Source organism: Leclercia sp. EC_58 (assembly GCF_019584355.1).
GTDB lineage: Bacteria > Pseudomonadota > Gammaproteobacteria > Enterobacterales > Enterobacteriaceae > Enterobacter.
This window is the reverse complement of record NZ_VDAM01000001.1, coordinates 419,875-446,398: the sequence shown is the minus strand read 5'-3', so window position 1 is coordinate 446,398 and position 26,524 is coordinate 419,875. Positions and strand designations below refer to the sequence as shown.

The 26,524-nt window shown below is 55.6% G+C and carries 23 protein-coding genes and 4 pseudogenes; 19 read left to right on the top strand and 8 right to left on the bottom strand.

All coding sequences use genetic code 11. From position 1 onward, the window contains the following. The first annotated feature begins 2 nt into the window (after window positions 1-2). Window positions 3-1,415, top strand: coding sequence for a hypothetical protein (locus FHC51_RS02175; protein ID WP_220434816.1), 1,413 nt, complete (start codon window positions 3-5; stop codon window positions 1,413-1,415). Beyond that, a complete protein-coding gene (locus FHC51_RS02170) occupies window positions 1,415-2,920 on the top strand; it encodes a terminase (protein ID WP_220434815.1) in 1,506 nt (501 codons plus the stop codon). Before FHC51_RS02175 ends, FHC51_RS02170 begins: the two co-directional genes overlap by 1 nt. Before the next feature lie 52 nt (window positions 2,921-2,972). Here the strand turns inward: FHC51_RS02170 and FHC51_RS02165 are convergent, their stop codons facing one another. Beyond that, window positions 2,973-3,737: a hypothetical protein gene (locus FHC51_RS02165; protein WP_220434814.1), complete on the bottom strand. Its 765-nt coding sequence runs from the start codon at window positions 3,735-3,737 to the stop codon at window positions 2,973-2,975. Window positions 3,738-4,178: 441 nt separating this feature from the next. Further along, entirely contained in the window at window positions 4,179-4,481 is a 303-nt protein-coding gene (locus FHC51_RS02160; protein WP_220434813.1) for a hypothetical protein, read from the bottom strand. Window positions 4,482-4,837: 356 nt separating this feature from the next. On the opposite strand from FHC51_RS02160, the gene FHC51_RS02155 reads away from it, so the two are divergent. The 3 genes from FHC51_RS02155 to FHC51_RS02145 all read left to right on the top strand — a co-directional run bounded on the left by FHC51_RS02155 (window position 4,838) and on the right by FHC51_RS02145 (window position 6,882). Continuing rightward, a complete protein-coding gene (locus FHC51_RS02155) occupies window positions 4,838-5,959 on the top strand; it encodes a tyrosine-type recombinase/integrase (RefSeq protein ID WP_220434812.1) in 1,122 nt (373 codons plus the stop codon). Between the two features lie 86 nt (window positions 5,960-6,045). Beyond that, entirely contained in the window at window positions 6,046-6,618 is a 573-nt protein-coding gene (locus FHC51_RS02150; protein WP_104677981.1) for a hypothetical protein, read from the top strand. Window positions 6,619-6,708: 90 nt separating this feature from the next. Then, window positions 6,709-6,882 (top strand): hypothetical protein, encoded by a 174-nt coding sequence (locus FHC51_RS02145; protein ID WP_168194531.1) that lies wholly within the window; start codon window positions 6,709-6,711, stop codon window positions 6,880-6,882. A 197-nt stretch (window positions 6,883-7,079) separates the two neighbouring features. Here the strand turns inward: FHC51_RS02145 and FHC51_RS02140 are convergent. After that, window positions 7,080-7,178: pseudogene (locus FHC51_RS02140) on the bottom strand (IS1 family transposase); the annotation flags it as partial. Window positions 7,179-7,357: 179 nt separating this feature from the next. Between FHC51_RS02140 and FHC51_RS02135 the strand changes: the two are divergent. Beyond that, a protein-coding gene (locus FHC51_RS02135) for an IS3 family transposase (protein ID WP_220434811.1) occupies window positions 7,358-8,505 on the top strand; the annotation gives its coding sequence in 2 pieces (ribosomal slippage) (window positions 7,358-7,595 and window positions 7,595-8,505; 1,149 coding nt in all). A 50-nt stretch (window positions 8,506-8,555) separates the two neighbouring features. Here FHC51_RS02135 and FHC51_RS02130 read toward each other — a convergent pair. Together FHC51_RS02130 and FHC51_RS02125 are read right to left on the bottom strand one after the other, a co-directional pair. Continuing rightward, a complete protein-coding gene (locus FHC51_RS02130) occupies window positions 8,556-9,545 on the bottom strand; it encodes a tyrosine-type recombinase/integrase (RefSeq protein WP_220434810.1) in 990 nt (329 codons plus the stop codon). A gap of 605 nt (window positions 9,546-10,150) precedes the next feature. Continuing rightward, window positions 10,151-10,249: pseudogene (locus FHC51_RS02125) on the bottom strand (IS1 family transposase); the annotation flags it as partial. Between FHC51_RS02125 and FHC51_RS02120 the strand changes: the two are divergent. The 3 genes and pseudogenes from FHC51_RS02120 to FHC51_RS23190 form a co-directional block, all read left to right on the top strand. Then, window positions 10,243-10,362, top strand: a pseudogene (locus FHC51_RS02120) (IS5/IS1182 family transposase); the annotation flags it as partial. The pseudogenes FHC51_RS02125 and FHC51_RS02120 sit on opposite strands and share 7 nt — an antisense overlap. Before the next feature lie 50 nt (window positions 10,363-10,412). Beyond that, window positions 10,413-10,904 (top strand): DMT family transporter, encoded by a 492-nt coding sequence (locus FHC51_RS02115; RefSeq protein WP_255584729.1) that lies wholly within the window; start codon window positions 10,413-10,415, stop codon window positions 10,902-10,904. A 397-nt stretch (window positions 10,905-11,301) separates the two neighbouring features. Then, window positions 11,302-11,690: pseudogene (locus FHC51_RS23190) on the top strand (IS3 family transposase); the annotation flags it as partial. Window positions 11,691-11,838: 148 nt separating this feature from the next. Here the strand turns inward: FHC51_RS23190 and FHC51_RS02110 are convergent. Next, window positions 11,839-12,915 carry a LacI family DNA-binding transcriptional regulator gene (locus FHC51_RS02110; protein WP_032693915.1) on the bottom strand — a complete coding sequence of 359 codons (1,077 nt, stop codon included), beginning with the start codon at window positions 12,913-12,915 and terminating at the stop codon, window positions 11,839-11,841. Between the two features lie 195 nt (window positions 12,916-13,110). Here FHC51_RS02110 and FHC51_RS02105 point away from each other — a divergent pair, with 195 nt between their 5' ends. The 5 genes from FHC51_RS02105 (at window position 13,111) to FHC51_RS02085 (ending at window position 17,790) form a co-directional block, all read left to right on the top strand. Beyond that, window positions 13,111-13,932 (top strand): ABC transporter substrate-binding protein, encoded by an 822-nt coding sequence (locus FHC51_RS02105; protein ID WP_032693914.1) that lies wholly within the window; start codon window positions 13,111-13,113, stop codon window positions 13,930-13,932. A 73-nt stretch (window positions 13,933-14,005) separates the two neighbouring features. Further along, complete coding sequence (locus FHC51_RS02100; RefSeq protein ID WP_032693912.1) at window positions 14,006-14,818, top strand: amino acid ABC transporter permease; 813 nt, start codon at window positions 14,006-14,008, stop codon at window positions 14,816-14,818. 1 nt (window position 14,819) lies between these two features. Next, the gene (locus FHC51_RS02095) at window positions 14,820-15,566 is read left to right on the top strand and encodes an amino acid ABC transporter ATP-binding protein (RefSeq protein WP_220434809.1); all 747 of its coding nucleotides are present in this window, start codon (window positions 14,820-14,822) and stop codon (window positions 15,564-15,566) included. After that, window positions 15,566-16,639 (top strand): Gfo/Idh/MocA family oxidoreductase, encoded by a 1,074-nt coding sequence (locus tag FHC51_RS02090; protein ID WP_038992757.1) that lies wholly within the window; start codon window positions 15,566-15,568, stop codon window positions 16,637-16,639. The genes FHC51_RS02095 and FHC51_RS02090 overlap by 1 nt, the downstream gene beginning before the upstream one ends. 32 nt (window positions 16,640-16,671) lie before the next feature. Beyond that, window positions 16,672-17,790, top strand: a complete 1,119-nt coding sequence (locus FHC51_RS02085) for an FAD-binding oxidoreductase (protein WP_220434808.1) — start codon at window positions 16,672-16,674, stop codon at window positions 17,788-17,790. Between the two features lie 234 nt (window positions 17,791-18,024). Here the strand turns inward: FHC51_RS02085 and FHC51_RS02080 are convergent. Continuing rightward, a protein-coding gene (locus tag FHC51_RS02080; protein WP_220434807.1) for an IS3 family transposase occupies window positions 18,025-19,172 on the bottom strand; the annotation gives its coding sequence in 2 pieces (ribosomal slippage) (window positions 18,025-18,935 and window positions 18,935-19,172; 1,149 coding nt in all). Between the two features lie 173 nt (window positions 19,173-19,345). On the opposite strand from FHC51_RS02080, the gene FHC51_RS02075 reads away from it, so the two are divergent. From FHC51_RS02075 to FHC51_RS02055, 5 genes are all read left to right on the top strand, one after another. Beyond that, complete coding sequence (locus FHC51_RS02075) at window positions 19,346-20,269, top strand: aminoimidazole riboside kinase (protein WP_000992321.1); 924 nt, start codon at window positions 19,346-19,348, stop codon at window positions 20,267-20,269. Between the two features lie 165 nt (window positions 20,270-20,434). After that, the gene (locus FHC51_RS02070) at window positions 20,435-21,952 is read left to right on the top strand and encodes a carbohydrate porin (protein ID WP_220434806.1); all 1,518 of its coding nucleotides are present in this window, start codon (window positions 20,435-20,437) and stop codon (window positions 21,950-21,952) included. 135 nt (window positions 21,953-22,087) lie between these two features. Next, window positions 22,088-23,458: a sucrose-specific PTS transporter subunit IIBC gene (locus FHC51_RS02065; RefSeq protein WP_000345203.1), complete on the top strand. Its 1,371-nt coding sequence runs from the start codon at window positions 22,088-22,090 to the stop codon at window positions 23,456-23,458. After that, window positions 23,458-24,858 carry a sucrose-6-phosphate hydrolase gene (locus FHC51_RS02060; RefSeq protein WP_220434805.1) on the top strand — a complete coding sequence of 467 codons (1,401 nt, stop codon included), beginning with the start codon at window positions 23,458-23,460 and terminating at the stop codon, window positions 24,856-24,858. The genes FHC51_RS02065 and FHC51_RS02060 overlap by 1 nt, the downstream gene beginning before the upstream one ends. Window positions 24,859-24,887: 29 nt before the next feature. After that, window positions 24,888-25,892: a LacI family DNA-binding transcriptional regulator gene (locus tag FHC51_RS02055; protein ID WP_000851062.1), complete on the top strand. Its 1,005-nt coding sequence runs from the start codon at window positions 24,888-24,890 to the stop codon at window positions 25,890-25,892. 434 nt (window positions 25,893-26,326) lie between these two features. Here FHC51_RS02055 and FHC51_RS23145 read toward each other — a convergent pair. Continuing rightward, window positions 26,327-26,524: hypothetical protein (locus FHC51_RS23145; protein WP_309236295.1), on the bottom strand; the 198-nt coding region annotated here is incomplete at its 5' end.

The window sequence follows — 26,524 nt, the reverse complement described above, 5'->3', positions numbered from 1 at the left end:
GCGTGGCAAAGACGGACTGGCAGTATCACATAGCTAACTACCTAGAGCATTACGCCAGCACGCAGACGCTGGCGCAATACGCCCAAGCTAACGGCTTAAATCCGAATACCGTCCGTCGTGAAATGAAGCCTGCCATCAACGTGGCTCTGGCCAGCCTGCCCGCCGATAAGAAACCCGCCAGCAAGAGCAAAAAGCCTCCCAAAACCCCCGACGAACCGACACCCGCGCTGAAGGTCGGCAAGGTGCTGCGCGGTGAAGTCCGCCAGATGTCCGCCGACCAGCGCGCAGCCCGAAAACGTGATCAAAAAAGTGATCAAATCAGTGATCAAAACGGTGGTGATCAAAATTCTGATCACAATCAGGGTGATCAAAAGAAGGGGCGAGGGAAGCGGGAACCCGCATCAGGAAAGGCCTCCGGGGGAGGTAAGGGTAAAAAAGCGGGGGGTGACACGCACGCTGATCAACCGCCTGGCGCGCATGATCAGAATTTCCGGGACCATTGCCCGACGCGCCCAAATGTTGCGACAGACGTTAGCCTGTACGGTGAGTTCGGCGGGGCGCATACCCTCGACTTCGGGGGCTACTGTTCGCTACTGGAAATGGACGACGACATTGTGTCGCTGGCCGTGGCCACCGGGATGGATAACCGGGACCTCATTTTAGCCCAGGGCCGGTACATGACCATGTACCGCAAGCAGAACCAGATCCTTAAGAAGATAGCCGAAGACTACTCGAGCGAGCCGTGGGTGGATGAGGAAGGCCAGCCGATGCCGCGCGACCAGGTTGAGGCGCAGGCTATCTTCGGTACCAGCCAGCGCATGACCGAGCTGGAGTCGGCGATCGCCCGCCACAAGCTGGGGCTGATGAAGCTCGAGCTCGACCGGCAGAAACAGGCGCTCGATGCCCGCAAGCAGGCGCTGGCCGAATGGAACCGGCACCCGATGCCGCTGGCCGAACGTATCGAGCGTACCCGGGCCATCATGCAACACCGGGTGGACAATGAACTGTCAGCCCTGGAGACGGCGCGCCTGTTCGACCTGGAGCACCTCGAGTACCCGCCATCGCTGCACGCGGAAATGCTCAAAGAGGTGAGCTGGATAGAGCCTACCGCCGATAAAGAAGGCGGCGTCACTGACGAGGAGCTCGAGGCAGAGTCCCGCGCCTACCGCGAGCAGCAGCAGCGGGTGCGCGAAGAGTGGCTTCCGGCCCGTAATGAAGAGATTACCGCCATCATCGCCAACGAGGCCGCACACCAGGCCGGTGAGCTCCTGCAGGAGGACGACTTCACCGGTACCGACGACGCAGGCGGCGAGGGCGTGCTGGTGGGTGACGACGTGGACGCGTGGAACCCGGACGACGCCCTTCCGGATGAAGACGACGCCGACCCGAACGCTGAGCCAGAGGAAACCTGGTAATGGGCAGGGTCCGCTCGATTACCCGCGACCCGCGCTACCGTGACCTGGTGCGCCGGTACCGTTATGACTGGATCATGGCGGCCGTGGAGCTGTTCGGCAAACACCCCACCTGGCAGCAGGAGTCTATTCTCGAATCGGTGCAGGAAACCGGCTCCAAAACCGCCGTCTCGTCTGGCCACGGTACCGGCAAGTCCGACATGACCAGTATCATGATCCTTATCTACATGCTGTGCTTCCCCGGCGCCCGTGTGGTGGTGGTGGCCAACAAAATCGGCCAGGTGCAGCAGGTGGTCTGGAAGTACCTCAAAATCAACTACCACGAGCTCTGCCGCCGTCACCCGTGGGTGGAGCAGTATTTCGTACTGACGGAAACGACCTTCTTCGAGCGCTCCAGTAAGGGCGTCTGGTTCGTCAGCCCGAAGGGTTGCCGTATCGGTAACGAAGAATCCCTCGCCGGTGAGCACGCCAAACACCTCTTCTACATCGTCGATGAGGCCTCCGGCGTCTCGGATAAAGCCTTCGGGGTTATGACCGGCGCACTGACCGAGGAAGACAACCGCATCCTGCTGCTGAGCCAGCCAACGCGCCCGAGCGGCTACTTCTACGATTGTCACCACAAGCTGGCCAAGCGCCACCCGGGCGACAAGGAAGGCTACACGGCGATCAAGCTCAACTCCGAGCAGTCACCGCTGGTTACCACGGCGTTTATCCGTACCAAGATCCGCGAATACGGCGGCTCCCGTGACGCGCCGGAATACATGATTAAGGTCCGGGGTGAGTTCCCGCGCACCAGCGCCGCTAACCTGCTGTCGCGCGACGAGTGCGAACGCGCCACCAAATCCACACCGAAGCTGGCCAAGGGCTGGGGCTGGCTGCTGCTGGCCGACGTGGGCAACGGCCGCGACAGCTCCGTGGCCACGCTGGTACGCGTCAGTGGCGACCGTTACGAACGCCGTGTGGTGCCGGTGTCCGTGAAGGAATGGCCGGGTACCATCGATCCGGTCAATTTCGGGCGCCTGCTGGCCGCTGAGTACACGCCAGACCAGTACCCGAATATTTCCTATGCCGTTGACGGCGACGGCGTAGGGGCCGATACAGCGACGATTCTGGAGGAGGCCGGTCGGCAGGTGCAGCGCATCCGCTGGGGTCAGCCGTGCTTCTCCCAGGAAGACAAGAAACGGTTCCTCAACAAACGCGCCTACGCGAACATCATGGCGCGCGATGCCGTGCGAACCGGCCGCCTGCGCCTCGACCGGCACGAGAAGACCCTCGATCAGGCCTCCCGTCTCCCGTGTAAGCTCAATGAGCAGGGGCTCTGGTGCATGATGCCGAAAGAGACAATGCGCAAGGATCTGGGCCTGCCGTCTCCCGACCGCTGGGATACGTACTGCTTCAGCTTCATGGCTGATTATGTCCCGGCAGAAATGGTCATTACCGGCGATATGGTCAAAGAGCGCGAGTCAGTGGCTGGATGGGCGCGTGATCTGGTTGCGGAGGATGTCTGATGCCCCGCCTGGGGAAGGGTTGCGGCGGGGTGCAGAGACTACACTGATTTTTTTACTTCTGACGCGCCTGATAGCGGGCGCGGGCCTTCAGAATCTCACTTTCCTTGTAGACCAGCCCGGCGAGCCCGGACAGGGAACAATCCAGCGGTACCACACCCAGATGCTCGAGACGGTCAGAACGCGGCGCCATAACGCGCGGCGTGCGGATCTCGATACTGCTGTTTGGGGCGGCGAACGCGATCCCTACGCGTGGTACCCGTACCTTGTTGCTGGTGCCATCCTTGAACGTCAGGGTACAGATTGTTTCCGTGCTGCAGGTGTTACGGATCCGGTAGTGCGTCTCGTTGTCACCGGCCAGTAGTTCACGCTCACGCTCGAGCTGGCGCAGCAGCGTGCTGTCGTGGCTCACATCCACGCCCTGACGCGCGTGACGGATAGCGCGGTCATAGCGGCCCAGAATGCTCGCTTTGGTGTACTTCTTGCTGGTGGTTGCGCTCCCGACGCCGATCGACATCGAGCGCACACCGTGGATCACCTGCGGTACCGGCGCCAGCACAAAGGCGTTGCTCGGGAAGCGTACAGGGTCCGCGAGGGTCAGATCGCGTGCGCGGTTTTCCCACTCCTGGGTGAGGCGCTCCAGCTCCAGAATGGTGTCACTGTCCGACAGCACCGCAACGTGGCGGTGTTTGACGACTGCGGCGGGTGCATTCAGTGACGCCGGGTCGGTCCGCTCTTCCAGCGGGATATTCTCTTCTTTAGTTTCGTAATGGACCGAAAAGCTCTCGATGATCTGGATAGCGGTATTTCGAACGTTCAAAAACTTTTCGTACCGAGCGATGTCGATGGCCATGGTTGGTTTTACCTTTGCCTAATGTAACTTCAGATAAATGCGACCTTAATACGGGGGGGTACCGGATCAATACGCCGGGTCATATTAGCTCACAAAAGGACCGTTTAAAAGAGCTTAGGAAGTGAATCAAGGCTTTACGCCAGAACCTGGGAGGAACTGGCGTCGATACGGTTTAGCGGCGTTTAACGTCTCTGTTAGCCGCAAAGAGCACCAGGAATAGCCAGAGAATGGCGCCAGCTATGGTGAAGTGTAGTTGAGTATTGAATGCGTGCAGTGCAAGGATGCAAAGAGTTATGCTACATATGCGTACAGCAAGTCGATAAGGAGTATCCGTTAGGAAGTCGAGAGGGAGGGAAATTAAGATTAATCACACTGCGGCCTGGATGGCTATATCTACAGGAACCCGGCTTAGCACTCCACCGGTAAGGAGTCGCTGGCGGTCGTGCGGGCCAGTTCTGTCAGTTGAGTCGCTGGGGTGTATTTAATCTCCTTCATGGCGGCCACGAACAGGCGACGGATTCTGGCTATTTCGCCCTGGAGGCTGTCTGGGATCGCAAACTGATAAATGATCCACGCGGACAAGATATCTGAACCTCCACATACGGCTTCCACGTCGGCGATGTTCGCCGGGAGCTGAAGAGAGGCCCGATTGCGTCCGGTGGCGCGGCTGTAAACAAAGTCAATATTGTTTACCACTTCTCTTACTTCCATTCCTTCGACCTCAATATGTTTCACCCGTGCTGGCGGGTGGACCATCTGTATTCTGTCACATAAGTGGGGCGTGCGGGATTTTCCCGGTGCGATGGCCACGGCCGCCAATACTGACAGACATTATGAATCTTTGCAGGGGTAACTACAGGGCGTCCCTGTAAAACAGGAACCGGCTCATAATAAACGGTTTACACATTTTGACATATAGTAACATTGCTCTTGATCTGAGCGAAGCTCCACCCTCATAAAAAGACGTAATTTTCAATTCGGACTAATGGCAGTTATTCCGAATTGAGCCCATAATACAACAGCGCAACCGACGCGCCTAATAATTACAAAAAAGTGGAATTTCCTTTATGACGCAGCTCATTAATCCCGACGCCGGACAACTGTTTCCGGCTGAAATCATAAGCAGCATTGATAGTTTGGATCTCGATGCTTTTTCTCCGGGTGACCTCGGGGACCTCATTCGCCGCGCGCGGCTGCATGGCCATCGTATCGAAAAGCACCCGCGCATCCAGGACGCCATCAGGCAGAACCTCGAGGCGTTTCAGTTCCGCGCCGGTCGCTACTCCGAGCGCACGCTTGAATCGCTCACCGGTGCCTGGCAACGCTACGTCAGCTGGTGCGGCCAATATGATGACCGGTCGCCATTACCCGCTGACGTGGCCGACGTGGAGGCCTACCTGACCGAGCGTGCCGGTTCGGTGCATCGCAACACCCTGGCGATCGACCGCTGGGCCATAGGTCGGGTAAGCCGCGCCGCCGGTTGCCCGGACCCCACGTCGGATGAGCGCCTGAAGGACACCTTCGCCGCCCTGGTGCGGGCCAAGGTGCAGGCGGAAGAAACCACCGAGCAGGCCTCGGCGCTGCGCGAGCTCCACCTCGATCAGCTGGTAGAAATGTGGCGTGAATCGCCGCTGCTGGTGTGCAGGCGCGATCTGGCCCTGCTGGTGGTGGCGTATGAAACCCTGCTGCGTGCATCGGAGGTGGCGCGGATCCGCTGCAGTCACCTGCGCATATCCAGTGATGGCACCGCCATCCTGACCATACCTATCACGAAAACTAACCACTCCGGCGAACCGGACAAGGCCCCGCTTTCCCGCCAGGGAGTTCGCGTGCTGCTGGACTACCTGACGGCCGCCGGTCGCAAGCTCGAGGGCGATCAGTACCTGTTCGGCAAGGTGACGAAACACAATAATGCCGCCTATGTCAGCGGCCCGCTTTCGGTCGATACGGTGGAGAATATCTTCGCCCGGGCCTGGAAGGCGCTCGGGCTGGAGACGCTCGGGATCCCGCGCTGGTCGGGACACTCCGCCCGGGTCGGGGCCTCGCAGGACCTGGCGGCCGAGGGGTACAACACGCTGGAGATCATGCAGGCCGGGCGCTGGACAAGCGAAAGGATGGTGATCCGTTACTGCCGTGACATTCTGGCCGGAGAGTCGGCAATGGCGCGTCGCCGTGCCAGAAAGTATTAGCAGCGTACCGGGAAGCCGTAAATGGTTAACTTTGATACGCCCGGACGATATAATTGCTCCAAGCTTAAGATAAAGGACGACATTAATTGAGCATCCTATCCACACAGCAACTCCACGAGCATTGCCTTGCCACTACACAACAAGCTATTGAAGTGATTGGGTGGACTAATATCGAAGTTGGCATATTAAGTGAAGAAGAAAAACGCCAGCTTGAAGACGCTAGCTTACAAAGTAACTTGAACTGGCGATGGGCAATGGAGGCTTATAGCGGAAACGCTGATGACGGAATACTGGATATAACCTTAAAGCTGAGCGACCGCGACGCGCCAGAAGAGCTGCAGGCAGTTATCATTTGTAAATACGATCAGCGCCGTGAGCAATTTTTAATTTGCATGTTAGAAAATTTCATTTCGGATGAAGAAACTGAATTGACAGGCAATGTATTAATTATTGCTCTCATCTACGCGACAACTTTCTGCGAAATCGCTGATCTTGACGACATTTATATTAAAGATCCGACAGACGATGCAAAACCACGTTATCGCAGTTATGGATTTGCTCAGGTATGGGATGACCACAATAAGATGTCAGCAAGTGCGCTCGACGTGCTCGATACCATACGCATGAAGGTGAATGGCGTTAACCCTGATGAAGAATGACAACCGAAACCAGCAGTCGACAGGCTGTTTGTTTAATGTACGCGTTTGTTATAAAATTAGTAGTACAGGCTCTGGCCAAAGAGGTTAAAAATGATTAAACAACAAAAAAGAATCACTTCTGATAAAGCTATTGCTGGTGCGAAACGCTCTCTCGCCTTCTGGGCTTCCATCGACGGCAACAAACTTGCCAGAGTAGGCCTGAAGGAAAAAGACATGGATATGGTCGGGCCGAAGAAAGGCGTAAAGCCAGTAAGCCACGGATAATATTCATTATCCCGATCAGACAGTAAGGCTCCCACTGGGAGCCTTTTTCATTATGACCATTCGGAGCTGCTACTACGCACGCAGGATCATGTTGCGGAAACGCCTTTGGACATCTTTTGACAGGTGTTGGTTGAACTCCCACGCAAGCGCATAGCCTTCATCACCACCTACTTCATTTTCGAGGTAATGACTCCAACTTATTGATAGTGTTTTATGTTCAGATAATGCCCGATGACTTTGTCATGCAGCTCCACCGATTTTGAGAACGACAGCGACTTCCGTCCCAGCCGTGCCAGGCAGCCCAATGGAGCGCTTCTTCAGGAGTCTGAAGAACGAATGGGTGCCAGCGACGGGCTATGTAAGCTTCAGCGATGCAGCTCACGCAATAACGGACTATATCGTTGGATATTACTGAATCGCCACGGGTTTAACAGACACCTCAGAGTCATTTAAGATGGCTTAAAGAGAGGTGCCCATGAGCGGTAAGCGTTATCCCGAAGAGTTTAAAACTGAAGCAGTCAAACAGGTTGTTGATCGCGGTTATTCTGTTGCCAGCGTTGCAACACGTCTCGATATCACCACCCACAGCCTTTACGCCTGGATAAAGAAGTACGGTCCGGATTCTTCCGCTAATAAAGAACAGTCAGATGCTCAGGCCGAGATCCGCCGTCTCCAGAAAGAGCTGAAGCGGGTTACCGACGAACGGGACATATTAAAAAAAGCCGCGGCGTACTTCGCAAAGCTGTCCGACTGAGGTACGCCTTTATCCGTGACAACTCCTGTTGCTGGCCTGTTCGCCTGCTCTGTCGGGTGCTGGATGTTCATCCCAGTGGTTTTTACGCCTGGCTTCAGCAGCCGCATTCACAACGCCATCAGGCAGACCTGAGACTGACAGGACAGATTAAACAGTTCTGGCTGGAATCGGGATGCGTCTATGGTTATCGCAAAATCCATCTGGATCTGCGGGACAGCGGGCAACAGTGCGGAGTGAACAGAGTCTGGCGACTGATGAAACGTGTCGGGATAAAGGCTCAGGTCGGATACCGGAGCCCACGAACTCGTAAAGGCGAGGCCAGTATCGTGTCGCCCAACAGGCTCCAGCGACAGTTCAATCCGGATGCTCCGGATAAGCGTTGGGTAACGGACATAACCTACATCAGGACCCGCGAAGGCTGGCTGTATCTTGCCGTGGTTGTTGATCTGTTCTCACGCAAAATTATCGGCTGGTCCATGCAATCCCGGATGACAAAGGACATTGTCCTGAACGCACTGCTGATGGCTGTATGGCGCCGTAATCCCCAAAAACAGGTGCTGGTTCATTCGGATCAGGGCAGTCAGTACACAAGCCATGAGTGGCAGTCGTTCCTGAAATCACACGGCCTGGAGGGCAGCATGAGCCGTCGCGGTAACTGCCATGATAATGCGGTTGCAGAAAGCTTTTTCCAGTTGTTGAAACGCGAACGGATAAAGAAAAAGAGATACGGAACGCGGGAAGAAGCCCGCAGCGATATTTTTGATTACATCGAAATGTTTTATAACAGTAAGCGTCGGCATGGTTCCAGCGATCAGATGTCACCGACAGAATATGAAAACCAGTATTATCAACGGCTAGGAAGTGTCTAGATTATCCGTGGCGATTCAGGTACAGCCCCCTTGTTTGTGTTTACTTAGCCCTAAATAAGGTTGAGTCTATCCCGCGCGTCCTGCAGGCGTTGCTCTCCGCGACGGTCATACTGCTGGGTGGTGGTGACGCTCGCGTGGCCCATCGCATCCTTCACGGTAATTAAATCCTCCCCGTTATCCAGCATCGCGGTGGCGAAGGTTCGCCTCAGATCGTGTGGAGAACATTTCGTGATGCCGGCCTGACCCTGGCGCACCTGCAGGATATGGTACACCGCCTGGTCGGTTAGCCGGTTTAGAGTCACATCCCCGAAACGACGGATGCGTGTGAACAGCGGGCCCGGGGTCTCGCCCCGGATCTCATCGATCCAGATCTGCAGCCGCTGCCAGGCACCGGCCGGGACATATGCCAGTCGCTCCTTGTTTCCCTTACCTCGCACTCTAAGCGCACGACCCTGAGTGACAACGTCACGCAAATCCAGGCTCACTACTTCGGATCGTCGCAGGCCGCAGCCGAGAATGACCGCCAGCATCGCTGCATCCCGCGCCCCGAGGCAGCTGCGATCGGCTTCACAGACGGCAAACAGGGCGCGGATCTCCCCCTGGGGCAGCGCCCGACCGCTGGGCAGCCGGCTGCCGCGCAGGTTACGCACCGCCCGGATATGCTGGAAGCTCTCCACATCCATGAGCCGGAGCATCCAGGCTTCTTTCGCCACCCCCTTGAGGGCCGAAAGGTAGGTGTTGACGGTGGCCGTAGCCCGGCCGGTGTCTCGCAACAGCTCAGTAATGCCCATGACGTGATGCCGGCGCAAGCTGCCCCAGCTGCAGGTGTCAGCGCTGCCGGCGCCGAGCATCCCGGCAACAATCCCAAGGAACGAGGCCATGGTCTGCCGGCTGCGGAGAGAATTCAGGGAGAGAAGATAGGCCCGGGCCGGGTTCAGCGGCATGTCATTGGCTGACAGGGCCGGGAAATACTCATTATCAGGAGAATGTAACTCCGTCAATGGGTTCAGGTCAGGATCGTCATCCGTCATAAGGGCCATGTCAGGCTCCGGTCCGGCCGGTAACTGTCCGGCACGCTGCGTGAAAAATCGGATAAATGGTTCCGTAAAGCGTACCGCAGGAACTCTACTTTTTCAAAGATACATTTTAATAAGTAGACTAGAAGCACTTGTTCTTAGCTGTACGATTACAACATACTATTGATAAGCCAATAGCTTTATCTAAAAGCAATGCAAAAATGGAAGAGGATGATTCTACAATAAGCATCATTAAACTTATTGTGGGATTGATTGGCTTTTACCATTCTGATTTTTATGTTGGCACATAGTAAATAGTAAATAGTTAATCGAGTTTATCGAACTTCGATTCAAAAAACGTTATGTCATTTATTCAAGAAATTGGAGAGAAATAGGGCGCATATAAAAGGCGACTCTTGGCAATCCTCCTCGCATGTCTGCTATATGCTCATAGCGAAGTACATAACAGGCGGTTAATGGGCTTATGCATTATCGATGGTTTTAGAGCATGTATCGATTGCAGTTTAAAGTCTAGGCATACCATACTAAAATACGGAGAAATGATATATATGGGAATATATAAAAGTAACTGGTTAGATTAAGTAGGATACTTAGGTAATGACTCCAACTTACTGATAGTGTTTTATGTTCAGATAATGCCCGATGACCTTGTCATGCAGCTCCACCGATTTTGAGAACGACAGTGACTTCCGTCCCAGCCTTGCAAGAAAATCGCAGGATCGGCACTCGCTATGACAAGCTGGCCAAGAGCTTTGCAGCCATGGTCACCTTGGCCTGCAGCCTACGTTGCATGCGGCAATACTTTTCGTACAAAGCCTAACATCGGGGTGTACTAATCAACGGGGAGCAGGTCAGCGCATCGGGCTCGCCATGCTGCTCGCCCTACCCGGCATTGCGCTGCTGGTGGGTAACAGCTTTCTCCAGTGGCGGTTCGAGGCGGGCCAGTTCTGGTTTTTTGGTGCGGCGGCGATTTTCGCCTTTTACTTCAGCCTGAATAATCGCTTCGCCACCGACCATCCGGTGGTGCTATTCGCCGCCATGCAGATGATCGCGGTGGGCCTGCTGGCGTTGCCGGTGAGCCTGTGGCTTGAGCCGTGGCCTGGCGAGCTCAACGCGGCTGGTTGGACATGGCTTGCGCTCAGCATTCTCATTCCCACCTGCTTGCGCTTCTTTTTGCAAAACTATGCGCAGCGGCTAGCCTATACGCCCAACGGAGGGCTCATCATGCTGATGGAGCCAGTGTGGGCGGCCATTTTCTCGGCGCTATGGTATGGCGAAGTGATGACTCTGTCGCAGGTGGGCGGCGCGCTGCTTATCCTGCTGGCGCTGACGGTCGCCAGAGAGGGGCACGTCAGCGCCTGACCCTCGCCTGCGGGCGAGGGTGTTGGCGGCATTTCCGTTCATATAGACGGTACGACTCAGCGTTACCGGACAGGTATCCTGACAGCTCCGGGTACCGTCCGTGAACGCAGTTTCACTGGCGTCACCCCGTCCCGGGACACGTTCATACCAATATGGAACTGCGCCGCGGCAGACCTCTCCCAGTCGGCACGGGGGTCGGAATACATCTCTCCCAGACTGTTATATGCCCTGGATGAAATCGTAAATAACTGCCCGGTATTGTCACTATCACGTCGCTGTTGAACCGTTTCCCTTCCAGCTCCATCATAAAGGGGGCAGTTTGAATATCGAAAATTATTGTCCGTCAAGGTTATTTTTTTGACCTTCCCACTTTAGCGGGCCTCAGTTGACGAAACCTTGGCGCAAGAAATACGGCGGGATTTATCCTTCGGAGCTGAAATACATGCGGCAGCCTGAGGAAGAGAATCTCAGGTTGAAGAAACTGGTTGCCGATCTGAGCCTCGACAAGGCCATGCTGCAGGATGTGCTGGCAAAAAAGAACTGACGCTGGCGCGTCTGCACGAATGGGGCCGAGACCTGCAGGCACGCTACGGAACCAGTGAGAGGCAGGTCTGTTTTTCGCTACGAGTCAGCCGCAGATCTTTCCGCTACCGTTCTGTAGCAGTAGACGACAGTGCGTTGCGCCTCCGTATCAGGGAGAACACCGAAACCCGGGTTAACTATGGCTACCGCAGGGTTCACGTCATGCTCAGGCGGGATAATCACAAACGCATTTACCGACTCTACTATATCTATGTGATGCTCACCTTGCTTTCTTCGTATCTCTATGGTGCGCATCAAGGAACAAAACTCTGCAATTCACTATAGGGCCACCATTTATGGCGCCCCAAAAAATAGCTGACTGGAATTATCACAAACCCGTATCGGCACAATATCACCCAGCGGATGAATTTCCCCCTACCGAGCCGCGCACTACCATCCAGCTATCAAACGTAGGTAAGGTGCCGGCGGATTGCTTGCGGATTTGGCAAATCAATCGGCGCGCGGCTTCGCGTCCCATTTCATATACCGGCTGGGCGACCACAGTCAGCGGCGGTGACATCAGCTCGGTCCAGGGAAAATCATCGTACATCAGAAAAGAGATATCTTCGGGTACGCGCAGGCCACGTTTGGTCAGACCACGCAGGATGCCTATCGCAATCAGGTTGTCCGAGGCAATCAGCGCGCTCGGTGGCTCGGCGAGCGCAAGTAGTTCAGTCAGTATCTGCTCAATGGTGGCTTCGCTGAGTGCATTAAGCCGAATGAGCGCCGGATCCAGCTCCCTACCCGCGGCCCGGTAGGCGTCAATCATTCCGCTAACACGTTGCGCAACCGGCGTTGGGCCCAACGTGATGGTCGGCGAATAAGGTGTAGCGCAGCGCATGCTGGAGATATAAGCAATACGTTGATGCCCGGCCGCCAGTAACAGCTCCGTGGCCTGTTTAGCCACTGTAACAAAGTTCGCCTGGACGGTCTCCACCTCCATCCCTTGAACTGCCCGGTCAAACATCATTAATGAACGCCCTTCTGCCAGCACCTGGCGAAGATGTTCGTTATCCTCAAACAGTGAGCTGCACGGCGCGACGATGATGCCATCGACGCGCTTATCCAGCATCACGCGCACGGCCTCCCGCTCCTCGTCCAGAGTTTCATCGCTGTTGCTCAGCAGCAAGTGAAATCCCGCCTGTCGCGCAACGTCCGCCATTCCGCGCAGCGCGAGGCCAAAATGCGGGTTTTCAATGTCGCCGACAATTACCCCAATGGTATTAGATCGGCCGGTGTTCATACTGCGGGCCAACTCGTTCGGCCTGTATCCCAGCACTTCAGCTGCCTGATTCACCCGGGTCTGCACGTCATCACTCACTGAACCATATCCGCCCAAGGCACGTGCCGCCTGAGCCTTGGAAACATTGGCTTCGCGGGCGACGTCGGCGACGGTTGGGCTTCGTAAACGAGCATTTTCATTGGTCATAATTATTTAGAATCACAAGTTGATAACAACATTATTGACGCTGCTGACAGCGTGTGCTTAATATCAATACACCCAAATGAGACCGGTCTCAACGCCAAGATCTGTCTTATTTTACACCTCGTTGAGACCGGTCTCAATAATTATAAACCGGCTTGGCGAACTCTGAAGTTTCACCTGCAAAAACGGAAGAGCCTTATGACATCGCACAAACGCTTCAATCATCTGACCGCTGCTCTGTTCGGCTCAGCTATGCTGGCTTCAGCCTGCTGGAGTGCATACGCCGCTAATGACAGCAATCCCTGGGGTTTGATCGAACCCGGTCATCTACGTGTAGCCAGCCTGGGAGACTCGAAGCCCTACACTTTCACCGATAAAAACGGCAATTTTACTGGTTTTGATGTCGAATTCTTCAAAAACGTGGCACATCGCATGGGTATTGAACAGGTGGACTTTATCGGTCAGGATTTTTCCGCCATCCTGCCGGCTGTGGCAAATGGTCAGTATGATGCCGGTGTCGCCGCCATTGGAATCACGCCGCTACGTGAAAAAACAGTCGACTTCTCTACTGGCTATCTCGCGGGCTATCTAACTGTGCTGACCCGCAGTGATTCAGGCGTGAAGAACGTTGAAACCCTGGCGCATAAACGAGTTGGGGTGATTCAGGGCACACTGCAGGAGAACTATGCGCTGCAGCATTTCAAACAGTCCGATCTGGTGCGTTTCCCCGATAACAACGCAGCGGTGTCCGCGCTAAACAACGGCACGCTCGATGCCATGTTCCTCGACTACGAAGCGGCCAAAGATTATGCCACCCGCTTCAGGCTGGTCACGGCGGCGAACATCCCTTCTTTTGACACGCCTGCGGGCGTCGCCATCGCCAAAGGTAAGCCTGAGTTCAAAGCTGCGCTGGATAAAGCCATCAAAGCAGCGATGCAGGATGGAACCTGGAAACAGCTGTACCAGAAATGGTTCCCTGGTTCGCCAATGCCGCAACAGTATCTGCCCGGTGGCCAATAACCCTGCGCATCATTATGCGTGAGACTGCATCCGTTGACGGCACATGTCCGTCACCCGCAACCGAGAATCGGCTATGGATCTGATCACTATTCTTTCCCGTACGTTTTTTGATATTCCATCGATGATGGACGTCCTGCCTCAGCTGCTGGCAACCGGACTGGTTAACACCATCATTATCTCTGTAGCAGCCACCGTGCTGGGCACGCTATTCGGCCTTATACTGGCGCTGATGGGCATCTCGCCCTCCCGCTGGCTGCGCGTGCCCGCGCGGCTGTATACCGATCTGTTTCGGGGCTTGCCATCCATCCTCACCATTTTGTTGATTGGTCAGGGCCTGGCGCGGTTTAGCTATCAGCTGTTTGGCCCTACTCCTTATCCGCTGGGCATTTTTGCCCTGAGCCTGATTGCCAGCGCTTACATGGGCGAAATTTTCCGCTCCGGTATTCAGAGCGTGGAACAGGGGCAGATGGAAGCGTGCCGGGCACTGGGAATGAGCTATGGCCGGGCGATGCGCCTGGTGATCATTCCGCAAGGCATCCGCCGCGTATTACCTGCGATTGTCAATCAGTTCATCGCCATCATCAAAGACTCGTCGCTGGTTTATCTGCTGGGCCTGATGACCGGTCAGCGTGAGCTGTTCCGGGTCGGTCAGGATGCTGCCGTGCTGAGCGGCAACCTGTCTCCACTGATGCTGGCCGGGCTGTTCTATCTGGTGATCACCGTGCCGCTCACCCACGCCGTGAACTATATCGACATCCGCTACCGTACCGGACGGCGTCGCGCCACTGCGCCACAAAGCGGCCTGAAGGAGCTCGATGAAGTGCAGCAAAAGCGCAATGTGGTTCCGGCGGTCTCGGTCTCCCTTACCAGCGAGCAAGGACATTAATATGGCTATACCTTCTGCGTTTCACGGCGCGAGCCTGGAGCTGTGCAATCTGACCCTGGCGTACGGCCCGATTGAGGTGCTGCGTAATGTGTCGCTGAGCATCGAACCTGGCACCACCACCTGCATCATCGGTCCCTCGGGATCGGGAAAATCCACCTTACTGCGTGGCATCAATCGCCTGCATGAGCCGAAGAAAGGGGATGTATTACTGGCCGGGCGATCTGTCCTGAAGGATAAGCCCGATTCGCTACGGTTGAGGATTGGCATGGTATTTCAGCATTTCAACCTTTTTCCCGATCATAGCGCGCTGGAAAACGTGGCGCTGGCACCGTGGAAAGTGAAAGGCCTCCCGAAAGCCGAGGCTCTGGAGATTGCCCGCCAGCGGCTGGCCGAAGTTGGCCTTGCTCAGCGAGCCGATCACCGTCCGCGCGACCTCTCGGGTGGCCAGCAACAGCGGGTGGCGATAGCACGTGCGCTGGCGATGGAGCCGGAAGTGATGCTGTTCGATGAAGCAACCTCGGCACTCGATCCTGAGCTGGTGAAAGGTGTTCTGACGCTAATGGCTGATTTGTGCCAGCGAGGCATGACCATGGTGGTAGTGACGCATGAGATGGGCTTCGCCCGGCGCGTGGCAGACCAGGTAGTGTTTATGGATGAAGGCGAGATTGTAGAAGCCGGCACACCAGAACAAATCTTTGACCGCCCGCAATCTGCACGCCTGCAGAGTTTTCTGTCGGAGGTACTGTGATGCCACATCAACAGGTTAGAGGCCCAATCCGCACGGCTCTGGTGGGTTTTGGCGTCGCCGGAAGCGTGTTTCATGCGCCGCTGATTACCCCTAACACCGACTATCGTCTCGACGTCATCGTCACTGGCGATGCCCAACGCGTAGCGACGGCGCAGCAACGTTACCCACAGGCGCGGGTGCTGCCGGACTGGCCGGCGTTGCTTAAGGCAATTGATGGCGGCGAGATTAGCATCGATCTCATCGTGCTGGCCACGCCGCCGGCGCAACATGCGGAGCAGGCTGTGCAGGCCAGCCAGCGTGCTATCCATCTGGTGGTGGATAAGCCGTTTGCAGCAGATGTACAAGCGGCCGAAATGATGATCGCCGCAGCGCAGCAGGCTAATACCTTGCTCACCGTTTTTCATAACCGACGCTGGGACGGTGACTTTCTGACATTACAGCGCCTGGTACAACAGGAAGCCTTTGGCACCGTAAGAAGTTTTGAGTCGCGTTTCGAGTGGTGGCGACCGCAGGGATTTGGCAACTGGCGTGACAGCGTCACTCTTGCGCAGGGCGGCGGTTTGTTGCTGGATCTCGGAAGCCATTTGATTGACCAGGCCATGCAGCTATTTGGCCCGGTAGTCCACGCCACGGCGGAGCTGGCACGCCATTCCGGGCCTCAGCCGGACAGTGACGAAGACAGTTTCGTCTCATTGCTGCATCACAACGGGGTGCGTTCCCGGCTGTGGATGAATGGTCAGGCGGCATTGAATGCGCCGCGCTTCCACCTGCTGGGCAGCAAAGGCGCTTTCACCCACTGGGGGCTGGATAATCAGGAGCCGCAGCTGGCGGCTGGCATGTCGCCCACCGATAGCCAGTACGGCGTCACGCCGGCAGGTAATTTTGCCCGGGCCGGCACGGTCGGGGCAACCACAACGGTGCCCATTGAACGTGGCCACTACCCCGCTTTCTATCAGCTGTTAGCCCACGCGCTGTTACACGGCGGGCCGCCGCCGGTTGATGCACGTGAAGCGCTCAGTGTTTTACAGCTTATTGAGCAACTCCATCGGCAGCATCGCGTACGTATTGCCTGAGGGCGAACATTTTTTAACAGAAGGAATAAATGATGTCTGACAAAACCGTGGCAAAAACCGTCATCGTGCTGGGTGGCGGCATTCTCGGAGTCTCAACCGCCTGGCAGCTGGCGCAGGCGGGCGCGCAAGTCACACTGGTGACGGAAGCGGCGCTCTGCTCAGGCGCCACCGGCCGTTCCCTCTCCTGGCTCAACTCAGCTGGTGAGCGTTCGCAGCCTTATCATGCGCTGCGGATGGCGGGTATTGACCGCTATCGCACGCTATTTGCCCGCCATCCACAGCTTGACTGGCTGCGTTTCGATGGTGCTATTTACTGGGCCGCAGACGATGTCGCGGGCACCAAAGCGCGTCATGACTATGAAAAAGCGCAGGGCTACGACTCAAAGCTGATCAATCACGCCACGGTCGGTGATGTCGATGCGCAGGTGAATCTGGCCAGCCTGAGTCAGGTCGCGATTGCAAATCTGGGTGAAGGCTGGGTCAGTCTGCCGCATCTGGTTGAGCATCTGATGCAGGCATTTCGTGCGCTGGGCGGAGAAGTCGTTGAGCACGCTGGTAAAGCCAGCGTGATAACCAAAGACGGCCGGGCCAGCGGCATTCGCAGTGAAAAATTCGGTGAGCTGCAGGCCGATCAGGTACTGGTGGCGTGTGGCCCGTGGACGCCGGAAGTGGTTGCCCCACTCGGCGTGAAGATACCCAATAGCTCTCCGGTCTCAATGCTGGTGACCAGCCAACCCTGCGATCACGCACTCCAGGTGGTCTTGAATACACCACGCGCTGCGGTCCGCCCTAACCCTGGCAACACTATCGCCGTCGATCATGACTGGTATGAAGAGCATATCGTCGCTCAGGCTGACGGGCAGTACAGCATTGATACATCTGTCATTAACCAGTTGATGGCGGAAGCGGGTAGCCTGATAGGTGACGGCGAGCCGTTAACAGCCAACAGTTGGAAAATTGGTCTGAAGCCCATTCCAGGAGATGGCGAACCAGTGGTCGGCGAGTTGCAGAACGTTCCCGGCTGTTTTGTCGTTTTCACCCATTCCGGCGCCACGCTGGCGTTAATCCTCGGCGAGATACTGACGCAGGAGATACTCACCGGCGTCAAACACCCGATGCTGGCGACCTTCCGCCCGGAAAGATTTAGCTAACATTATTGCCAGCGCCACGATGTCGGTGGCGCTGAATACACTCCCTTTTGCCTGTCACACACCGCTCATTTCCCCGATATAATCTATGAGCGGACATTTACTGCAGACTACTTAATATTTTCATCATTTTAAACATAACATCACTGTTGTAAATCAATTACCTACCAAAGTATAACATCCCATCAGGTCTAAACTAGTTAACTTAATTTAGCTACTTGAATCGCCACGGATAATTTAGACACTTCCGAGCCGTTGATAATATTGATTTTCATATTCCGTCGGTGGCATCTGATCACTCGAACCATGCCGACGCTTACTGTTATAAAACATTTCGATGTAATCAAAAATATCGCTGCGGGCTTCTTCCCGTGTTCCGTAGATCTTTTTCTTTATCCGTTCACGCTTTAGTAGCTGGAAAAAGCTTTCTGCAACTGCGTTGTCGTGACAGTTACCACGACGGCTCATACTGCCCTCCAGACCGTGTGATTTCAGGAACGACTGCCACTCATGGCTTGTGTACTGACTACCTTGGTCAGAATGAACCAGCACCTGTTTTTGGGGATTACGTCGCCACACGGCCATCAAAAGCGCATTCAGAACAATAGCTTTTGTCATCCGGGGTTGCATTGACCAACCGATAACTTTGCGCGAGAACATGTCAACAACTACGGCCAGATACAGCCAGCCTTCGTGGGTTCGGATGTAAGTTATGTCCGTTACCCAACGTTCATCCGGTGCTTCCGGGTTGAACTTTCGCTGGAGCCTGTTGGGTGTCACGATACTAGCTTCACCTTTACGAGTTCGTGGGCTTCGATACCCGATCTGAGCCTTTATCCCGGCACGCTTCATCAGCCGCCAGACCCGGTTAATTCCACATTGTTGCCCGCTATCCCGCAGGTCGAGATGGATCTTGCGATAGCCATAAACGCAACCGGACTCCAGCCAGAACTGTTTGATTTGTCCTGTCAGTCTGAGATCTGCCTGATGGCGTGGTGAATGCGGTTGCTGAAGCCAGGTGTAAAACCCACTCGGATGAACATTCAGCACCCGACAGAGTAGACGAACAGGCCAACAACAGGAGTTGTCACGTATAAAGGCGTACCTCAGTCGGACAGCTTTGCGAAGTACGCCGCGGCTTTTTTTAATATGTCCCGTTCGTCAGTAACCCGCTTCAGCTCCTTCTGGAGTCGGCGGATCTCGGCCTGAGCTTCTGACTGCTCTTTGTTGGTGGAAGAGTCCGGCCCGTATTTTTTTATCCAGGCATAAAGACTGTGGGTAGTGATATCGAGACGTGTTGCGACACTGGAAACAGAATGGCCACGATCAACAACCTGTTTGACTGCTTCAATTTTAAACTCTTCAGGATAACGCTTACTGCTCATGTGCACCTCTCTTTAAACCATTTTAAATGACTTTGAGGTGTCTGTTAAACCTGTGGCGATTCATTTTTATGTCATGAGCCGCGCTTTTCCGGCTGGAACGTTCCACCCACTCGGTCACTGTGATTTAATATGCTAAACCGGTTTAATTAAGTTTAGCTTTGGAGGGTTTTAGCATGAATGCAAAAGTTTGGGTTCTGGGCGACGCGGTGGTGGACCTGCTGCCGGAGAGCGAAGGGCGCCTGCTGCAGTGCCCTGGAGGCGCGCCGGCTAACGTGGCGGTAGGGGTTGCCCGCCTTGGCGGCAACAGCGGATTTATCGGCCGCGTCGGCGGTGACCCGTTTGGCCGCTACATGCGTCATACCCTGCAACAGGAGCAGGTCGACGTCAGCCATATGTATCTCGACGATCAGCACCGCACGTCCACTGTGGTCGTCGACCTTGACGACCAGGGGGAACGCACCTTTACCTTTATGGTACGCCCCAGCGCGGACCTGTTCCTGGTTGAAGAAGACCTGCCACAGTTTGCCGCCGGACAGTGGTTGCACGTCTGCTCCATCGCGCTCAGCGCCGAGCCCAGCCGTAGCACTACCTTCGCGGCGATGGAGAGCATCAGGTCTGCCGGCGGTCGGGTCAGCTTTGACCCTAATATTCGTCCCGATCTCTGGCAGGATCAGGCTTTGCTGCTAGCATGCCTCGATCGCGCTTTGCACATGGCCAACGTGGTAAAGCTATCGGAAGAGGAGCTGGTCTTCATCAGCAGCAGTAATGATTTAGCATACGGAATCGCCAGCGTAACGGAGCGCTATCAGCCAGAATTGCTACTGGTGACCCGGGGCAAAGCGGGGGTGCTTGCCGCGTTTCAGCAGAAGTTTACCCATTTCAACGCCCGGCCTGTGGCCAGCGTGGACACCACCGGCGCGGGAGACGCATTTGTCGCCGGACTGCTCGCCAGCCTTGCGGCTAACGGGATGCCAACGGACATGACCGCACTGGAACCGACACTCACGCTTGCACAGACCTGCGGCGCCCTGGCCACCACAGCCAAAGGTGCGATGACCGCCTTGCCCTATCAGCGCGATCTCAACCGTCAGTTTTAATCCTTAAAGCCGCTTTGCGCGGCTCACTTTGTTGCATGCATCACATTTATTAAACCGGTTTAGCATATTTGTTTTAAGAAAAACAAAGGTCGGGCTTAACATAGCGCCTAAACCGGTTTAGCAAAAATTATAATTTTCCATTTTTACTTTTGGGATGCCAACAGCATGTACAGAAAAAGCACACTTGCGATGCTTATCGCTTTGCTAACCAGCGCTGCCTCAGCCCATGCGCAAACGGATATAAGCACCATTGAAGCCCGACTCAACGCGCTGGAAAAACGCCTGCAGGAGGCAGAAAACAGGGCGCAAACGGCGGAAAAACGCGCCGGGGCGGCGGAGAAAAAAGTTCAGCAACTCACCGCGCAGCAGCAAAAAAACCAGAACTCGACTCAGGAAGTGGCTCAGCGTACCGCCAGACTTGAGAAAAAAGCCGATGACAAAAGCGGATTTGAGTTTCACGGTTACGCCCGCTCCGGCGTGATAATGAATGATTCCGGCGCCAGCACCAAATCCGGAGCCTACATAACGCCGGCAGGTGAAACCGGCGGAGCTATCGGCCGTCTGGGAAACCAGGCCGATACCTATGTTGAAATGAATCTTGAACATAAGCAGACCCTGGATAATGGGGCCACGACCCGCTTTAAGGTGATGGTCGCCGACGGGCAAACCTCTTATAACGACTGGACTGCAAGCACCAGCGATCTGAACGTTCGTCAGGCCTTTGTCGAATTGGGTAACCTGCCGACGTTCGCTGGGCCATTTAAGGGCTCCACCCTGTGGGCCGGGAAACGTTTCGACCGCGACAATTTCGATATTCACTGGATTGACTCTGATGTCGTGTTCCTCGCCGGTACCGGTGGTGGTATCTATGACGTGAAGTGGAACAACGGCCTGCGGAGTAATTTCTCCCTGTACGGGCGTAACTTCGGCGACATTGATGATTCCAGCAACAGCGTGCAGAACTATATCCTCACCATGAATCACTTCGCAGGTCCGCTGCAGATGATGGTCAGCGGTCTGCGGGCGAAGGATAACGACGAGCGTAAAGATAGCAACGGCAATCTGGTAAAAGGCGATGCGGCAAACACCGGCGTGCATGCGCTGCTCGGCCTGCATAACGACAGTTTCTACGGCCTGCGCGACGGTAGCAGTAAAACCGCTCTGCTTTATGGTCATGGTCTGGGCGCAGAGGTTAAAGGTATCGGATCTGATGGCGCACTTCGTCCGGGAGCCGACACATGGCGCATTGCCAGTTACGGCACCACGCCGCTCAGCGAAAACTGGTCTGTTGCCCCGGCAATGCTGGCGCAACGCAGTAAAGACCGCTATGCCGATGGCGACAGCTATCAGTGGGCAACATTCAACCTGCGTCTGATTCAGGCAATCAATCAGAATTTCGCTCTCGCCTACGAAGGCAGCTACCAGTACATGGATCTTAAACCCGAAGGTTATAACGATCGTCAGGCGGTGAACGGTAGCTTCTACAAGCTCACCTTCGCCCCGACATTTAAGGTCGGCAGTATCGGTGATTTCTTCAGTCGCCCGGAGATTCGTTTCTATACCTCCTGGATGGACTGGAGCAAAAAACTGAATAATTACGCCAGCGACGACGCCCTGGGCAGTGACGGTTTTAACTCGGGCGGCGAATGGTCTTTCGGTGTGCAGATGGAAACCTGGTTCTGACGGCTTACGCCTGATGACAGGAATAGCCGGGGGTCAGAGCATCTTTGTCACCCCGGACTCAACTAAGACGCAGAAAAAGCGCTCCCGTGAACGCGGGACGACAACATAAAAATGTTTAAGCCTTAAGAGGGTACTATGGATTTTGAACAGATTTCCTGCTCGCTGCTTCCGCTTCTTGGAGGCAAAGAAAATATCGCCAGCGCCGCGCACTGCGCCACGCGCCTGCGCCTGGTGCTGGTCGATGATTCGCTGGCCGACCAGCAGGCCATCGGCAAAGTTGAAGGGGTGAAGGGCTGTTTTCGTAATGCCGGACAGATGCAGATTATTTTCGGCACCGGGGTGGTAAATAAGGTCTACGCTGCCTTTACTCAGGCGGCGGGTATTAGCGAATCCAGCAAATCGGAAGCCGCCGACATCGCGGCAAAAAAGCTCAATCCGTTCCAGCGCATCGCCCGCCTGCTATCAAACATCTTCGTGCCGATAATCCCTGCCATCGTCGCCTCTGGTCTGCTGATGGGCCTGCTGGGAATGGTCAAAACATACGGCTGGGTTGACCCGGGCAACGCCATCTACATCATGCTGGATATGTGCAGCTCGGCGGCATTTATCATTCTGCCGATTCTGATTGGCTTTACCGCCGCCCGCGAATTCGGCGGTAATCCTTATCTCGGCGCGACGCTTGGCGGCATTCTGACTCATCCAGCGCTGACTAACGCCTGGGGCGTGGCCGCGGGTTTCCACACCATGAACTTTTTCGGCTTCGAAATTGCCATGATCGGCTATCAGGGTACGGTGTTCCCGGTACTGCTGGCAGTATGGTTTATGAGCATCGTTGAGAAGCAGTTGCGTCGCGCAATCCCCGATGCCCTGGATTTGATCCTGACGCCGTTCCTGACGGTGATTATATCCGGTTTTATCGCCCTGTTGATTATCGGCCCGGCCGGTCGCGCACTGGGCGACGGTATCTCGTTTGTCCTCAGCACCCTGATTAGCCACGCCGGCTGGCTCGCCGGGTTACTGTTTGGCGGTCTCTATTCAGTTATCGTCATTACCGGTATTCATCACAGCTTCCATGCGGTTGAAGCCGGGTTGCTGGGCAATCCCTCCATCGGCGTCAACTTCCTGCTGCCGATTTGGGCGATGGCCAACGTCGCTCAGGGCGGAGCCTGTCTGGCGGTGTGGTTCAAAACCAAAGATGCAAAAATTAAAGCCATTACTCTGCCCTCGGCGTTTTCCGCCATGCTGGGCATCACCGAGGCGGCGATTTTTGGTATTAACCTGCGCTTTGTGAAGCCATTTATTGCGGCGCTGATTGGTGGTGCGGCGGGCGGCGCATGGGTGGTATCTGTACACGTCTACATGACCGCGGTCGGCCTGACAGCGATCCCCGGCATGGCCATCGTGCAGGCCAGTTCGCTGTTGAACTACATTATCGGGATGGTTATCGCCTTTGGCGTCGCCTTTACGGTCTCCCTGGTTTTGAAATACAAAACGGACGCTGAATAATGTCTCTTCCATCACGACTGCCTGCGATTTTGCAGGCCGTAATACAGGGCCAGCCACGTGCGCTGGCCGATAGCCACTATCCGCGCTGGCACCTTGCGCCGGTCACCGGGCTGATGAACGACCCCAACGGCTTTGTCGAATTTGCCGGACGCTATCACTTGTTTTATCAGTGGAACCCGCTCGCCTGCGATCATACGTTTAAGTGCTGGGCGCACTGGAGCTCCCCCGATCTGCTGCACTGGCAGCATGAGCCCATTGCGCTGATGCCGGACGAAGAGTATGACCGTAACGGCTGCTACTCCGGCAGCGCGGTGGATAACAACGGTACGCTTACCCTGTGCTATACCGGCAACGTGAAGTTTGCCGACGGAGGGCGAACCGCCTGGCAATGCCTGGCAAGGGAAAGCGCCGACGGCACCTTCCGCAAAATCGGCCCGGTCCTGCCGCTGCCGGAGGGCTACACCGGCCACGTGCGCGACCCAAAAGTCTGGCGACACGAAGACCTGTGGTACATGGTGCTGGGTGCGCAGGATCGGCAAAAGCGCGGCAAGGTGCTGCTGTTCAGCTCTGCGGATCTCCATCAGTGGACGAGTATGAGTGAAATCGCCGGCCACGGCATCAATGGCCTCGACGACGTCGGCTATATGTGGGAGTGTCCGGATCTTTTTCCTCTCGGCGACCAGCATATTCTAATCTGCTGTCCGCAGGGGATTGCCCGCGAGGAAAAGTGTTACCTGAACACCTACCCGGCAGTATGGATGGCGGGCGAGTTTGATTACGCTAGTGGCGCTTTCAGCCATGGCGAACTGCACGAACTGGACGCCGGCTTTGAGTTCTACGCCCCGCAAACCATGCTTACCAGTGATGGCCGTCGTCTGCTGGTCGGCTGGATGGGCGTGCCGGAGGGCGAAGAGATGCTTCAGCCGACCCTCATCAACGGCTGGATCCATCAGATGACCTGCCTGCGTGAGCTGGAGTTTATCAACGGTCAGCTCTACCAGCGTCCGCTACGGGAACTGAGCGCCTTGCGCGGTGAAGCGAACGGCTGGTCGGGGAACGCCCTGCCGCTGGCACCGATGGAAATCGATTTGCAAACCCGCGGGGACGATATGTTGAGCCTCGATTTTGGCGGCGTATTAACCCTTGAGTGCGATGCCAGCGGACTCCGCCTGGCCCGACGCAGTCTCGCCAGCGACGAGATGCATTATCGTTACTGGCGCGGAAACGTCCGCTCGCTGCGTGTTTTCATCGACCAGTCGAGCGTGGAGATTTTCATAAACGGCGGTGAAGGGGTGATGAGCAGCCGCTACTTCCCGGCCTGCGCCGGTCAGCTAACATTCTCCGGCATCACGCCGGACGCATTCTGCTACTGGCCGCTGCGAACTTGCATGGTAGAATAAGCGTTTTGCTTCAGGCTCATGGCGTCGTAATGAAAACCAAACGCGTAACCATTAAAGATATAGCCGAACAGGCTGGCGTCTCCAAAGCGACCGCCAGCCTGGTACTGAATGGTCGTGGCAAGGAGCTGCGCGTGGCGCAGGAAACGCGTGAGCGCGTACTGTCGATTGCCCGTAAGCATCACTATCAGCCAAGCATTCATGCCCGCTCGCTGCGCAACAACCGCAGCCACACCATCGGGCTGGTGGTGCCGGAGATCACCAACCACGGCTTTGCGGTCTTTGCCCATGAGCTGGAGATGCTGTGCCGCGAGGCGGGCGTCCAGCTGTTGATCTCTTGTACTGATGAAAACCCCGGTCAGGAGAGCGTGGTGGTCAATAATATGATTGCCCGCCAGGTCGACGGGATGATCGTCGCTTCCTGTATGCACAACGATGCCGACTATCTCAAACTCAGCCAACAGCTGCCAGTGGTGCTGTTTGACCGGTGCCCCAATGAAAGCGCGCTGCCGCTGGTAATGACCGATTCGATTACCCCAACGGCGGAACTGATTTCCCGCATCGCGCCTCAGCATAGCGATGAGTTCTGGTTTTTAGGCGGTCAGGCGCGTCTGTCGCCCTCCCGCGATCGTCTGACCGGGTTCACGCAGGGTTTGGCTCAGGCGGGTATTGCCCTGCGCCCGGAATGGGTGATCAACGGCAATTACCACCCCAGCTCCGGCTATGAGATGTTTGCCGCACTCTGCGCGCGCCTTGGGCGGCCGCCTAAGGCGCTATTCACCGCCGCCTGCGGGCTGCTCGAAGGGGTTCTGCGCTATATGAGCCAGCACCATTTACTCGACTCCGATATTCATCTGACGAGCTTTGACGATCACTATCTTTATGATTCGCTGTCGCTGCGTATCGACACTGTCCAGCAGGATAATCGCCAGCTGGCCTGGCACTGCTACGATCTGATAAGCCAGCTGATCGAGGGCGATACGCCCGAAACGCTACAACGCTACCTGCCCGCAACGCTGCAGTTTCGGCATCAGTAATAACTGAGTATTTTTGAATAGCGACGCTGGATGCCGATTGGTCTGAACGGCCCGGCGATCGCCGGGCATACCATTGGCGCCGGCATCGTGCTGGTAACGACCATATTAGGGCGTTTGAGCAGTTGCCTGGCCTCACGCAGGGAGACTGGATTAACTGACCGCTGACAAAATGCCTGACAATGACAGTCCGTTTTGTGCCATAAGCGGAAGTTGGGGATGCCAGAGACTCTCTAAAAATTGATGGTTCGTTTCGCAGGGATACTTACACAACAAGCGTGCTCTTCATCGCAAGTGTGGAATGGCGACATTCTTTTTTTCCCGGTATTACGCCGTGCAATTGCAGCTAACTACTGAACACAATCGTAAATCTGCGCCGCATGGATCGCAGTATGTGCATGCAGATACTCTTACAGTTGTTGGCACGTCCTTTCTATTTATTCTCGATGACCATGCACATTTTTATGAATCCGTATTATTATCGAGTCGCTAATAATACGTCCGGGATTCATTTTGCTAGGGAAGGTGCGAATAAGCAGGTCATTTCTTCCCAAGCTGACTCGCTGATTAAAATTTCGCGGATCTGGGCCGATTTTTTTCCCGCAAACACATCGAATCAGCCTATTTAGGCTATT